Source organism: Pseudomonas sp. NPDC089741 (assembly GCF_044748825.1).
GTDB classification, from domain to species: domain Bacteria; phylum Pseudomonadota; class Gammaproteobacteria; order Pseudomonadales; family Pseudomonadaceae; genus Aquipseudomonas; species Aquipseudomonas helmanticensis.
In genome coordinates, this window is the sequence record NZ_JBIVGT010000001.1 from 309045 (window position 1) to 321609 (window position 12565).

Annotated in this window: 12 protein-coding genes; 4 read left to right on the forward strand and 8 right to left on the reverse strand. The window is 60.6% G+C overall.

Annotated elements, in window-relative coordinates:
* Nucleotides 1-109: 109 nt before the first annotated feature.
* From ACIPZE_RS01425 to ACIPZE_RS01435, 3 genes are all read right to left on the reverse strand, one after another.
* Entirely contained in the window at nucleotides 110-751 is a 642-nt protein-coding gene (locus ACIPZE_RS01425; RefSeq protein WP_283436410.1) for a DUF1345 domain-containing protein, read from the reverse strand.
* 136 nt (nucleotides 752-887) lie between these two features.
* Nucleotides 888-3983, reverse strand: a complete 3096-nt coding sequence (locus tag ACIPZE_RS01430; protein WP_400770717.1) for a multidrug efflux RND transporter permease subunit — start codon at nucleotides 3981-3983, stop codon at nucleotides 888-890.
* Between the two features lie 15 nt (nucleotides 3984-3998).
* Nucleotides 3999-5156, reverse strand: a complete 1158-nt coding sequence (locus tag ACIPZE_RS01435) for an efflux RND transporter periplasmic adaptor subunit (RefSeq protein ID WP_400770719.1) — start codon at nucleotides 5154-5156, stop codon at nucleotides 3999-4001.
* A 293-nt stretch (nucleotides 5157-5449) separates the two neighbouring features.
* Here ACIPZE_RS01435 and ACIPZE_RS01440 point away from each other — a divergent pair, with 293 nt between their 5' ends.
* On the forward strand, nucleotides 5450-6151 hold the full coding sequence (locus ACIPZE_RS01440) for a response regulator transcription factor (RefSeq protein ID WP_129393964.1): 702 nt from the start codon (nucleotides 5450-5452) through the stop codon (nucleotides 6149-6151).
* A gap of 4 nt (nucleotides 6152-6155) precedes the next feature.
* Entirely contained in the window at nucleotides 6156-7454 is a 1299-nt protein-coding gene (locus ACIPZE_RS01445; protein ID WP_283436412.1) for an ATP-binding protein, read from the forward strand.
* A gap of 88 nt (nucleotides 7455-7542) precedes the next feature.
* Here ACIPZE_RS01445 and pncA read toward each other — a convergent pair whose 3' ends face one another.
* The 5 genes from pncA to ACIPZE_RS01470 form a co-directional block, all read right to left on the reverse strand.
* Nucleotides 7543-8169: a bifunctional nicotinamidase/pyrazinamidase gene (gene pncA / locus ACIPZE_RS01450; RefSeq protein ID WP_283436413.1), complete on the reverse strand. Its 627-nt coding sequence runs from the start codon at nucleotides 8167-8169 to the stop codon at nucleotides 7543-7545.
* A gap of 50 nt (nucleotides 8170-8219) precedes the next feature.
* The gene (locus tag ACIPZE_RS01455; protein WP_400770721.1) at nucleotides 8220-8978 is read right to left on the reverse strand and encodes an anti-sigma factor family protein; all 759 of its coding nucleotides are present in this window, start codon (nucleotides 8976-8978) and stop codon (nucleotides 8220-8222) included.
* On the reverse strand, nucleotides 8975-9460 hold the full coding sequence (locus ACIPZE_RS01460; protein ID WP_400771027.1) for a sigma-70 family RNA polymerase sigma factor: 486 nt from the start codon (nucleotides 9458-9460) through the stop codon (nucleotides 8975-8977). The genes ACIPZE_RS01455 and ACIPZE_RS01460 overlap by 4 nt, the downstream gene beginning before the upstream one ends.
* Before the next feature lie 62 nt (nucleotides 9461-9522).
* Nucleotides 9523-10056 carry a tetratricopeptide repeat protein gene (locus ACIPZE_RS01465; RefSeq protein WP_400770723.1) on the reverse strand — a complete coding sequence of 178 codons (534 nt, stop codon included), beginning with the start codon at nucleotides 10054-10056 and terminating at the stop codon, nucleotides 9523-9525.
* 29 nt (nucleotides 10057-10085) lie between these two features.
* A complete protein-coding gene (locus tag ACIPZE_RS01470; protein WP_400770725.1) occupies nucleotides 10086-10646 on the reverse strand; it encodes a cytochrome b in 561 nt (186 codons plus the stop codon).
* Between the two features lie 153 nt (nucleotides 10647-10799).
* Here ACIPZE_RS01470 and ACIPZE_RS01475 point away from each other — a divergent pair, with 153 nt between their 5' ends.
* Complete coding sequence (locus ACIPZE_RS01475) at nucleotides 10800-11570, forward strand: class I SAM-dependent methyltransferase (protein WP_283436416.1); 771 nt, start codon at nucleotides 10800-10802, stop codon at nucleotides 11568-11570.
* A 177-nt stretch (nucleotides 11571-11747) separates the two neighbouring features.
* Nucleotides 11748-12560 (forward strand): crotonase/enoyl-CoA hydratase family protein, encoded by an 813-nt coding sequence (locus tag ACIPZE_RS01480; protein ID WP_283436417.1) that lies wholly within the window; start codon nucleotides 11748-11750, stop codon nucleotides 12558-12560.
* Nucleotides 12561-12565: the final 5 nt, after the last annotated feature.

Sequence of the window (12565 nt, forward strand, 5' to 3'; positions counted from 1 at the left end):
AGGCAGATGCAGGAAAGTGTGGATTGGTTTTTATACGTTCCCGCTATATCAAAAAGTAATTTTTGTGGCAGATTGGATGTGCGCCATCGACTGTGGAAGACAACTTTCATCAGCCGAACAAGCCAGCAGCAATATTAATTGAGAACCCCAGAATCGCCGTATTGAAAACAAACCCGATCAACGACTGCGCCAGCACGATCTTGCGCATCTCCCGCGTTGCCACGCCAACATCCGCCGTCTGCACCGCCACGCCGATGGTGAACGAGAAGTACAGAAAGTCCCAGTAATTGGGCGTTGTCAGGCCTTCGGCAAAGCGCAGCGCCGGTTCCTTGCCGTCCCAGGTGTAAAACAGCCTGGCGTAGTGGACGCAGAAAATCACCCCGATCAGCAGCCATGAGCCGATGACCGTCAGTGCGGTGAAGCCGTAGTGCATGAGTTTGCGGCTGGTCTCCAGATCCTTGCTGCCGGCCAGTTCCAGGGTGATGGTGGCCAGACTGGCCAGTGCGGCGATGCACACCACAAACAGCACCAGCCCGGCATTTTCATCTTCGACTTCGGCGATGCGTTTGACGTCTGGAGCCTTGGCGCGCACGGTCAGCCAGAACATCAGGACCAAATAAGTCCAGACGCCGGCGTTCCAGCCGATGAGGATTTTGCTGACGATCGAGTCAGCGGGAGCGAGCAGCCCGGTGGCGAGACCGACCAGCGCGGCGGCGGAGAGGCGAGGGTGGGTACGGGCGAGAAAGCGCATGGGGACTCACTTGGTGAACTGTCCCAGCACCATAGCTCACACACCCTTGCTTTTGTAGGAGCTGCCGCAGGCTGCGATCTTTTGATTTGTTTTGAAGATCAAAAGATCGCAGCCTGCGGCAGCTCCTACTTTTGCATCAGTGCCTGGTGAATCGTTGTACGAGCTTCATGACGACGACGAAGAAGACCGGGACGAAGATCACCGCCAGCGTCGCGGTGATCATTCCGCCGATCACGCCGGTGCCGATGGCTTGTTGGCTCGCGGAACTGGCGCCAGTGGCGATGGCCAGTGGGACTACGCCGAGAATGAACGCCAGTGACGTCATCACGATCGGACGCAGACGCAGACGCGCGGCCTGCAACGTCGCATCGATCAGGTCATGCCCTTCGTCATACAAGCTCTTGGCGAACTCGATGATCAGGATCGCGTTCTTCGCCGACAGACCAATGATGGTGATCAGGCCAACCTTGAAGAACACATCATTGGGCATCCCGCGCAGTGTCACCGCGAGTACCGCGCCGAGCACGCCCAATGGCACCACCAGCAACACCGAAGTTGGGATCGACCAACTCTCATACAGTGCCGCCAGGCAGAGAAATACGATCAGCAGCGACAACCCGAGCAGGATCGGCGCCTGACTGCCGGACAGGCGTTCCTGCAACGACAACCCGGTCCATTCCTGGCCCAGGCCTTTTGGGCCTTGGGCAACCAGACGTTCAATCTCGGCCATGGCTTCGCCCGTGCTGTGCCCCGGTGCCGGCTCGCCGGAAATGGCAATCGCCGGATAACCGTTGTAACGGGTCAACTGTGCCGGGCCCTGAATCCATTTGGCCTGCACAAATGCCGACAGCGGCACCATTTTTCCGTTGTTGTTGCGTACGTGCATCTTCAGCAGGTCATCGACCTGACTGCGCTGGCTGCCTTCGGCCTGTACGACCACGCGCTGCATCCGTCCCTGATTGGGGAAGTCATTGATGTAGCTCGAGCCGACGGCGGTGGACAGCACGCTGCCGATATCGGCAAACGACACGCCCAACGCATTGGCCTGTTTGCGGTCCACTTCGAGTTGCACTTGCGGTGCTTCGGCCAGTGCGCTTTCACGCACGTTCATCAGCACCGGGCTTTTCTCGGCGGCGGCTAGCAGTTCGGTGCGCGCCTGCATCAATGTTGCGTGGCCGAGGCCGCCGCGATCCTGCAAACGGAACTCGAAACCACTCGATGTGCCCAGGCCATCGACCGGCGGTGGCAGCACGGCGAAGGCCATGGCGTCCTTGATCTGGCTCAGGGCGATATTCGCGCGATCAGCAATCGAGCTTGCCGAGTCGTCGCTGCCGCGCTGCGACCAGTCCTTCAATGTGCTGAACGCCAAGGCTGCGTTCTGCCCGCTGCCGGAGAAGCTGAAACCGAGAATCACCACGCTGTCGCTGATCCCCGGTTCGCCAGCGTTATGCGCCTCGAACTGTTCGGCCACCTGCACCGTACGGTTCTTGGTCGCGCCGGGTGGCAGCTGAATATCGGTGATGGTGTAACCCTGGTCTTCGACCGGCAGGAACGAGGAGGGCAGGCGCGCAAAAAGCAGACCCAGGCCGACCAGCAACACGCCGTAGATCAGCAGATAGCGACCGGTACGTTTCAGCGCATAACCGACCCAGCCCTGATAACGATCGGTCAGTTGCTCGAAGCGGCGGTTGAACCAGCCGAAGAACCCGCGTTTTTCGTGGTGTTCGCCTTTGGCGATCGGTTTGAGCAGCGTTGCGCACAGCGCCGGGGTCAAGGTCAGGGCGAGAAACGCCGAGAACAGAATCGAAGTGGCCATCGACAGCGAGAACTGCTGGTAGATCACCCCGACCGAGCCTTGCATGAACGCCATCGGAATGAACACCGCCACCAGCACCAGCGTGATGCCGATGATAGCGCCAGTGATCTGCGTCATCGCCTTGCGTGTGGCTTCCTTGGGCGACAAACCCTCGGTGGCCATGATCCGCTCGACGTTCTCGACCACGACAATCGCGTCGTCCACCAGAATGCCAATGGCCAGAACCATGCCGAACATGGTCAGCACGTTGATCGAGAAACCCAGCGCCAGCATGGTCGCGAACGTGCCCATCAATGCCACAGGCACCACCAGTGTCGGGATCAGCGTGTAACGCACGTTCTGCAGAAACAGGAACATCACCGCAAACACCAGCAACATCGCTTCGCCCAAGGTGTAGACCACTTTGGTAATCGAGACTTTGACGAACGGTGAAGTGTCGTACGGGATCTTGTATTCCACGCCCGCCGGGAAATAGCGCGCCAGCTCATCCATCTTCGCCCGCACCAGCGTCGCGGTGTTCAGCGCGTTGGCACCCGGCGACAGCTGCACGCCGACGGCGGTCGACGGTTTGCCGTTGAGGCGTGTACCGAACTGATATTCCTGACTGCCAACCTCGACCCGGGCGACGTCACCGATGCGCACGGTCGAGCCGTCGGGATTGGCCTTGAGCACGATGTCGGCAAATTCTTCCGGCGTCGACAACTGGCCCTTGACCAGAATCGTCGCGGTGATTTCCTGGCTGGACGGGTTGGGCAAATCGCCAATGCTACCGGCGGAAACCTGGGCGTTCTGCGCGACGATGGCGGCGTTGACGTCAGCCGGCGTCAGGTTGAAACCGATGAGTTTCTGCGGATCGATCCAGATGCGCATCGCTCGCTCGGCGCCATACAGTTGCGCCTTGCCGACGCCATCCAGACGCTTGATCTCGTTCATCACGTTGCGCGCCAGATAATCGCTGAGCGCGACGTCATCAAGCCTGCCGTCACTGGACGTCAGGGTGATCAACAAAAGGAAACCGGAAGAGACCTTCTCCACCTGCAAGCCTTGCTGATTGACCGCTTGCGGCAGGCGTGACTCGACCACTTTCAGACGGTTTTGCACGTCAACCTGCGCCAGTTCCGGATTGGTGCCGGGCTGGAAGGTCGCTTTGATGGTCGCGCTGCCAAGGCTGCTCTGCGATTCGAAGTACAACAGGTGATCGGCGCCGTTGAGCTCTTCCTCGATCAGGCTGACCACGCTTTCATCGACGGTCTGCGCCGAGGCGCCCGGGTACACGGCATAGATTTCGATCTGCGGCGGCGCGACGTCGGGGTATTGCGCCACCGGCAATTGCGGGATGGCCAGCGCACCGGCCAACAGGATGAACAGCGCGACGACCCAGGCAAACACCGGGCGGTCGATAAAGAACTGCGGCATAGAAAAGCGTCCTGCTTACTGACCAGAAGTCTGGGCAAGTGGAAGAGGGGTGTCGTCGATCTGCACTTTTTCGCCGGCACGGGCGTGCTGCAGGCCTTCAATGACAATGCGGTCGCCGGGCTTGAGTCCGCCGGTGACGATCCAGCGATCGTTTTGCACCGCGCCCAGTTGCACCGGTTGCTGCGCCACACGCATTTGCGCGTCGACGGTCAGTACTTGCGCGATGCCGGCGCTGTCACGTTGAACGGCGCGTTGCGGCACGGTAATACCGTTCTGGATCTTCGCCTGTTCGATGCGCACACGGATGAAACTGCCCGGCAGCAGGTCGAGATCGGGGTTTGGAAATTCGCTGCGCAGGATGATCTGGCCGGTGCCCGGATCAACCGTGATATCGCTGAACAGCAGTTTGCCGGGCATCGCATAGAGACTGCCGTCATCCTGAATCAGCGTGACCTTGACCTGATCCTGACCGACCTCCTGCAACTGCCCGGAGCGGAACGCGCGACGCAGTTCGTTGAGCTCGCGGGTCGATTGCGTGACGTCGGCGTGAATCGGGTTCAGCTGTTGAATCAACGCCAGCGGCGTGGTTTCGTTCTGCCCGACCAGCGCGCCTTCGGTGACCAGTGCGCGACCGACACGCCCGGAAATCGGCGCGACGACGGTGGCGTAGCCGAGATTGAGTTTCGCCCGTTCGACGGCGGCTTTGTTCGCCGCGACATCGGCGGCGGTTTGCCGGGCATTGGCGCGCGCGTTGTCGTAGTCCTGAGCACTGATGGCTTTGTCGTCGATCAATTGCGCGTAGCGTTGTTCCTGCAATTTCGCCTGGAAGGCATTGGCTTCGGCTTTGCGCAGCGCGGCTTCGGCGCTGTCGAGGTCAGCCTTGAATGGCGCCGGATCGATGCGAAACAACACGTCGCCCTTTTTCACGTCGCTGCCTTCGCGAAAGGTCCGTTGCAGCACCACGCCGGCAACCCGTGCGCGCACTTCGGCAATGCGCGGCGCCGCGACGCGGCCGCTGAGTTCGCTGCTGATCGACAGGGGATGGGCCTCGATGGTTTCGATGCGCACGGTGGCCGGTGGCGCCTGTTCCTCGGCTTTCGAGGACGAGTCACAGGCACTCAGCGTCAGCGCCATTGCGATCAGGCCGAGCCCGGCCAACAGTTTGTTCGACATTTACCACCCCCAATATTGATGCGCGCATCCTACGGCCAGTCGCGCAGAGTAGCGGTGAAGCTTTGTAGGCGCTGTGTGAAATTGTGTAAGGGTTTTACTCAGGGACGGGTGAGGGCGTATATCCTTTAGCCCTTGAAATTTATTGCGACAGTTGCATCGCCATCGCGGGCAAGCCCGCTCCCACAGGGATTGGTTGTGGACACAAATCATGTGAACACCCGAAAACACTGTGGGAGCGGGCTTGCCCGCGATGAGGCCTTCAATGTCGCCACCGCACTTTCTGGAACACCTCCATGCCCAACATCCTCCTGGTCGAAGACGACACCGCCCTCGCCGAACTGATTTCCAGCTATCTGGAGCGCAATGGCTATTCCGTCAGCGTCATCGGCCGTGGCGATCACGTACGGGAGCGGGCGCGAGTCAATCCGCCGGATCTGGTGATTCTCGACCTGATGCTGCCGGGCCTCGACGGCTTGCAGGTGTGCCGCTTGCTGCGTGCCGACTCGGCGACGTTGCCGATCCTGATGCTCACCGCCCGCGATGACAGCCACGATCAGGTTCTGGGCCTGGAAATGGGCGCTGACGATTACGTCACCAAGCCTTGCGAGCCGCGTGTTTTGCTCGCGCGGGTGCGTACCTTGTTGCGCCGCAGCAGCCTCGGCGAGCCGTTGACGGTCAACGATCGCATCGTCATGGGCAACCTGTGCATTGATCTGTCCGAGCGCACCGTGACCTGGCGCGAGCAGTTGGTCGAACTGTCCAGCGGCGAGTACAACTTGCTGGTCGTGCTGGCCCGGCATGCCGGCGAAGTGCTGAGCCGTGACCAGATTCTGCAACGTTTGCGCGGCATTGAATTCAACGGCACCGACCGTTCGGTAGACGTCGCGATCTCCAAGCTGCGGCGCAAGTTCGACGACCACGCCGGCGAGGCACGCAAGATCAAGACCGTGTGGGGCAAGGGTTATCTGTTCAGCCGTTCCGAGTGGGAATGCTGAGCTGATGTTTCGCATCCTGTTTCGCCTGTATCTGGTGACGATTATCTCGTACAGCGCGGCGATCTATCTGGTACCGGACCTGGTGGTCATGGCCTTTCGTGATCGCTTCGTCACCTACAATCTCGATTATTCGCGCGGCCTGCAATCGCTGATCACCAAGCAGTTCCATGCTGCGCCGCACGATCAGTGGCCGGCGATTGCGGCGTCGATGGACAAGGATTTCCAGCCGTTGCACATCGTCCTCGCGCGTATCGACGACGCCGACTTCACCGCGATCGAGCAGCAACGGCTACGTCGTGGCGAGAACGTGGTGCGCATCGGTGACTGGGGCTGGCGCACGTTGGCGGTGACGCCGCTGAATGACGACATGGCGGTGCAAATGGTCGTGCCGCCGGACCCGATGGACGTCAATCTGTTGTACTGGAGCATCAACGTGCTGATCGGCGCGAGCCTGTTGGCGTGCCTGCTGCTGTGGTTGCGCCCGCACTGGCGCGATCTCGAACGCCTCAAGGGCACCGCCGAACGCTTCGGTAAAGGCCATTTGAGCGAACGCACAAAAATCGCCCAGAGTTCCAACATCGGCAGTCTGGCCAACGTCTTCGATACCATGGCCGGCGACATCGAAAACCTCCTGAATCAGCAGCGCGACCTTCTTAACGCTGTCTCCCATGAGCTGCGTACACCGCTGACGCGTCTCGATTTCGGCCTCGCGCTGGCGCTGTCTGACGACTTGCCGACCGCCAGCCGCGAGCGCTTGCAGGGTCTGGTCGCGCACATTCGTGAACTCGATGAGCTGGTGCTTGAGCTGCTATCCTACAGCCGCTTGCAGAACCCGGCGCAATTGCCTGAGCAGGTTGAAGTCTCGCTGGACGAATTCATCGACAGCATTCTCGGCAGCGTCGATGAGGAACTGGAGTCGCCGGAAATCGTCATTGACGTGTTGCTGCATGGCCAGCTCGAACGCTTCTCGCTGGACCCGCGCCTGACCGCCCGCGCCATCCAGAACCTGCTGCGCAATGCCATGCGTTATTGTGAAAAACGCATCCAGATTGGCGTGCAGGTGAATGGCGAAGGGTGTGAGATCTGGGTCGACGACGACGGGATCGGCATCCCGGATGATGAGCGCGAACGGATTTTCGAGCCGTTCTACCGCCTGGACCGCAGCCGTGACCGAGCCACCGGTGGGTTTGGCCTGGGGCTGGCCATCAGCCGCCGGGCACTGGAAGCGCAGGGCGGCACGTTGACCGTTGAATCCTCCCCATTGGGCGGCGCCCGCTTCCGGCTATGGCTACCCACCCCCTGAAGCCCCTGTAGGAGCTGCCGCAGGCTGCGATCCGTTGATGTTGTTTTTAAGATCAAAGGATCGCAGCCTGCGGCAGCTCCTACATGGGTTAGATGAGGTCGCTTGACTGGATCAGGCCGACCCCGGCCAGTTGCATGCGCTCGGTCGCGGCTGCCAGCGAGCCCTGCAGATCAATCGCCCGACAGGCATCCAGCACGACAAATGCGTTGAAGCCCGCCGTGCGTGCATCCAGCGCGGAAAACATCACGCAGAAATCCAGCGCCAGTCCGACCATATAGACCGTGTCGATGCCACGCTCCTTGAGATAGCCGGCGAGCCCGGTGACCGTGGTGCGGTCGGCTTCGAGAAACGCCGAATAACTGTCGATGTCCGGGTTGCAGCCTTTGCGAATTACCAGTTGCGCGTGGGGCAGATCGAGTTCTGGGTGGAACTCGGCGCCGGGTGTTGCCCGTACGCAATGATCCGGCCATAGCGTCTGCGGGCCGTAGGGCAACTCAATCACATCGTAAGGCTTGCGCCCGGGATGGCTCGAGGCGAACGAAGCATGCCCGGCAGGGTGCCAGTCCTGCGCAATGATGACCTGCTTGAAAAGGCCGGCGAGACGGTTGATCAGCGGGACGATCTGATCGCCTTCAGGTACGGCCAACTGCCCGCCGGGGGTGAAGTCGTTCTGCACGTCGATGACCAGCAGCGCGCTGCGCGGGGAAATCTGCATCGGTATGTCCTCCTTGGATAATCACCCGCACAGAATAGTGGCAGCGGCCGTCATGCGCTCAGTCGTTCGATCAAATGCCTGGCCAGAACCTCTAGCTCCGGCGCCGGGTTATGCCCGATCAACATCCACGCGTGCTCGCGTTCGGTCCAGTACACCACGTTCATGGCGTGCCGGCGTTCGTGAGCCAGCGGCTGACTGCCGCTGTTGGAACGGGTGACGCATAAGGCCATGGGGCCATGCCTGGCATCGAGATAGGTTATTTGCGCGATCGGCACGCCATCGTATTCGAGCATTTGCGCGCGCTTGAACTCGGCGCCGGGCAGCCTCAGCGTGGCCGGTGCGAGGCTCAGGCCCAACCGCGTGTCCACCGTACGCAACTGCGCGCGCTGACTCGCCTCGTCTGCCGGCAGATGATCAAGCGTCTGCGGGACATAAAGCGCCATGTAGTCGCCGACCAGTTCACGCCAGTTGTGGTCTTGCTGCGCTTGCCAGCCGAGCAACAGTCGATCGGCCAACACGCCGCCAGCCACCAGGGTGGCGGCCGCCGCGCCGATAAACCAGCGTCGGCTCAGCCCCGGATGTTCCGGTGACGCAATGCCGTCGAGCCGAGCCTGCAGGCGTTCCAGAGGCGCTTGCTGCGCCAGTTCATCGTAGGCCGCTTTGTACGGCAGACTGCTGCGGCTGAGCCATTGCACACGCAGGCTGAGCAGCGGATCGTCGGCGATCGCACTGTCGAGCTGGCTGCGCTGTTCGCGGTCGAGTTCATTGTCCAGGTAAGCGACCAGTTGTTCATCCGAAGGTGTGTTCATGACCGGTCTCCTTCGGTGGTTTTCGGCACCGCTTGCAGCGGCGGGTATTCGGCGAGTTTCAGGCGTGCGGTGGCCAGGCGGCTCATCACCGTGCCGATCGGCACTTGCAGGACATCGGCGACTTCGCGGTAGGACAAGCCTTCGACATAAGCCAGGTACACGGTTTCACGCTGGGTCTCGGGCAGGGCATCGACGCGGCGTATCACTTGCGCGGCCAGCACATGGGTTTGCGCGGCATATTCGCCATCGAACGCCAACTGGCCGTCGGCATCGACTTGGCCCGCGCCCTGACGCACACGCCGCGCGCGTACTTCATTGAGCCAGATCGAATGCAGAATGCTCAGCAGCCAGCGGTCCATACGCGTGCCGGCAATGTATTGAGCAAAACGCTCGAGCGCGCGCACACAGGTCGCCTGCACCAGATCCTCGGCGACATGCCGATTGCGCGACAGCAGCAAGCCGTAGCGCCACAATCGCGCCAGATGCTGTCCGAGTTCCGCTCTGAATGCCTGATCGCTGACGATGATGGCCTCCGCTATTGATGTCAGGTTTTCGATGAGTCGTTAATGGCTTGCGCCAGGTCCTGGTATTCCTCGCACGTCGTGCCGCAGATCGACTGGATCTGCTGCAACTGTTCTTGCGCGAGGTCGACGCGGCCTTTGATCACGTAGGCTTCGCCGAGGTATTCGCGCACTTGCGCGTACTGCGGATCGAGTTTCACCGATTGCAGGTAATAGCTGATGCCTTCGTCGGTACGCCCGAGTTTGCGCGTGGCGTACCCGCGATAATTCAGCGCCTTGGCGGTGTTCGGTTGTTTCAGCGTGTCGAGCAACGCCAATGCTTCCTCGTAGCGGCCAGCCTTGGCCAGACGATAGGCGTAATCGGTGCGGTCGGCATCGGGCAACAGGCTGCTGGTCTGCAAGACGCATTTTTGCGTTTTGCTGTCCCAGACCTGGCCTTTCGGGCATTCAGGCTTCTGCACCGGCTCGTCGTCGTCACCATTGGCGAAGGCCAAATGACTGGACATGGCAGCCGCCAGTAGCAGCGGGGCGGCGAACATAACGGAACGGATAGTCATGGGCAAGGCTCCAGAGTGAAAGTGTCGTTTCAGTTGGAAACACGTCCCGGCAACATGCGCCGCAAGGTGTTGTCGCGCAGGCCGTAGTGATGCACCAGCGCGACGATCGCGTGCAAAGACGCGAGGATAATGATGGCCCACGCTACTTGTTCATGCAGGCCGCCAAACACCGACTTCATGCTTTTGTCGAAGGCAATCAGGGTTGGGACATCAAACAGCCCGAAGAAGTTGAAAGGTTCGGCCTGAGCCCAGCGCAAGAAAAACCCCAGCACGATCTGACTCAACAGCAGCGCGTACAGCGCCAGGTGTGCGGTTTTCGCCAGAATGTTCAGTGCGCCCTTGTTCGCCGGCGGCAAGCGCCGCCCCTTGAACAAACGCCAGAGCACCCGGCCGACAACAATGACGGCCAGCAAGATGCCAAAGGAGATGTGCAATGCCTGCAGCTCTTTGCGCAGCGGCGTGCCTTTGGGCAATTGCTCCCAAATCTGCGCGCAGGCAAACAGGCCGATCACCAGCGCGGCAGTCAGCCAGTGCAGGGTCATGGTCAGTCGGTCGTAACGGACGGGTATATCAGTGGTCGTAACGCTCATCGGTCATCCTCGTGGGCAATATAGGGTTAACACCCGAGGGTGAATTTTTATTCATTGCATTGTCAGTGACTGTTCAAGGTCGCGGTAAATTCAAGCGCTATGCTCGTGAACATCCGCCGTCGATCCGATGCTTCGCCATAAGGGGAAACTGCCATGAACGAACAGCTCCATCACTCCGCCGCCGGCTACAAGACCGCTGCCGACACTTATGTCAAAGGACGGCCGGATTATCCGCCGCAGGTCGCCGACTGGCTGACCGCGACGTTGGGGCTGGATGCTCACAAGACCGTGATTGATCTCGGCGCGGGCACCGGCAAATTCACCGGCCGACTCGTGGCGACGGGCGCGCAGGTGATTGCTGTCGAACCGGTGCCGCAGATGCTTGAGAAACTCTCCGAGGCATGGCCCGATGTGCTGGCCGTCAGCGGTACTGCGACGGATCTGCCCTTGCCGGACGCGTCGGTCGATGTGGTGGTTTGCGCTCAGGCGTTTCACTGGTTTGCCAGTCAGGCGGCGTTGACCGAGATCGCCCGGGTGCTCAAGCCCGGTGGCAAGCTTGGACTGATCTGGAACCTGCGTGATACGCAGGTGAGCTGGGTGCCGAAACTCGATGCCATCGTCAATGCGCTGGAGGGTGATACGCCGCGTTATTACACCGGCGAATGGCGCAAGGCGTTCCCCCATCCGCGCTTCGGCCCGTTGCAATTGCAGCAGTTCCACAACGGCCATACCGGCTCACCGGAGGACGTGATTTTCAATCGAGTGCGTTCGACCAGTTTCATTGCCGCACTGCCGGACGCACAACGGGCGAAGGTTGATGAGCAGATTCGCGCGTTGATCGCGTCCGAGCCGCAGTTGCGCGGCAGGGATGTGGTGACGGTGCCCTACGAAACCGCCGCCTTCGTCACGCAAAAACCCCTGTAGGAGCTGCCGCAGGCTGCGATCTTTTGATTGTGATTCTTAAAAGACCAGATCAAAAGATCGCAGCCTGCGGCAGCTCCTACAGGGGGCGGTGTGATAGTCCCGCATTTGGCTGAACCGCCACTGTGATGCCTTGTTATAGTTCGGGCCTCATTTTCAGCCCGGTAAAGGATCACTGCCATGACTCAATACTCCGCCTTCAGCGTCGAACTGGCCGATAACATCGCCCATGTGCAGATCAATCGCCCGGAAAAGATCAACTCGATGAACGCGGCGTTCTGGAGCGAGATCGTCGAGATTTTCCAGTGGATCGACGACACCGACGAAGTGCGCGTGGTGGTGCTCAGCGGCAACGGCAAACATTTCTCCTCGGGCATCGACCTGATGATGCTCGCCGGCGTCGCCAATGAACTGGGCAAGGACGTCGGCCGCAACGCGCGCCTGCTGCGCCGCAAGATCCTCACCCTGCAAGCTTCGTTCAACGCCGTCGACAACTGCCGCAAACCGGTGCTCGCGGCGATTCAGGGTTACTGCCTGGGCGGCGCTATCGATTTGATCGCGGCCTGCGACATGCGTTATGCCGCCGAAGACGCCCAATTCTCGATCAAGGAAATCGATATCGGCATGGCCGCCGATGTTGGCACTTTGCAACGGTTGCCACGGATCATCGGGGACGGCATGCTGCGTGAACTGGCTTATACCGGTCGCACCTTTGGCGCTGACGAAGCGCGCAGCATCGGCCTGGTCAATCGCGTCTACAGCGACAAGGATGCGTTGCTCGAAGGCGTGATCGACATTGCCCGCGAGATCGCTTCGAAGTCGCCGATCGCGATTACCGGCACCAAGGAAATGATCAGCTACATGCGCGACCATCGCATCGACGACGGCCTCGAATACGTTGCCACCTGGAACGCCGCCATGCTGCAATCCACCGATTTGCGCGTGGCCATGGCCGCCCACATGAGCAAACAGAAACCCGAATTTCTGGACTGAAAAAC

Coding starts and splice junctions, on each gene's coding strand:
- ACIPZE_RS01425 (WP_283436410.1), bottom strand. CDS start 751: ATGCGCTTTCTCGCCCGTACCCACCCTCGCCTCTCCGCCGCCGCGCTG.
- ACIPZE_RS01430 (WP_400770717.1), bottom strand. CDS start 3,983: ATGCCGCAGTTCTTTATCGACCGCCCGGTGTTTGCCTGGGTCGTCGCG.
- ACIPZE_RS01435 (WP_400770719.1), bottom strand. CDS start 5,156: ATGTCGAACAAACTGTTGGCCGGGCTCGGCCTGATCGCAATGGCGCTG.
- ACIPZE_RS01440 (WP_129393964.1), top strand. CDS start 5,450: ATGCCCAACATCCTCCTGGTCGAAGACGACACCGCCCTCGCCGAACTG.
- ACIPZE_RS01445 (WP_283436412.1), top strand. CDS start 6,156: ATGTTTCGCATCCTGTTTCGCCTGTATCTGGTGACGATTATCTCGTAC.
- pncA (WP_283436413.1), bottom strand. CDS start 8,169: ATGCAGATTTCCCCGCGCAGCGCGCTGCTGGTCATCGACGTGCAGAAC.
- ACIPZE_RS01455 (WP_400770721.1), bottom strand. CDS start 8,978: ATGAACACACCTTCGGATGAACAACTGGTCGCTTACCTGGACAATGAA.
- ACIPZE_RS01465 (WP_400770723.1), bottom strand. CDS start 10,056: ATGACTATCCGTTCCGTTATGTTCGCCGCCCCGCTGCTACTGGCGGCT.
- ACIPZE_RS01470 (WP_400770725.1), bottom strand. CDS start 10,646: ATGAGCGTTACGACCACTGATATACCCGTCCGTTACGACCGACTGACC.
- ACIPZE_RS01475 (WP_283436416.1), top strand. CDS start 10,800: ATGAACGAACAGCTCCATCACTCCGCCGCCGGCTACAAGACCGCTGCC.
- ACIPZE_RS01480 (WP_283436417.1), top strand. CDS start 11,748: ATGACTCAATACTCCGCCTTCAGCGTCGAACTGGCCGATAACATCGCC.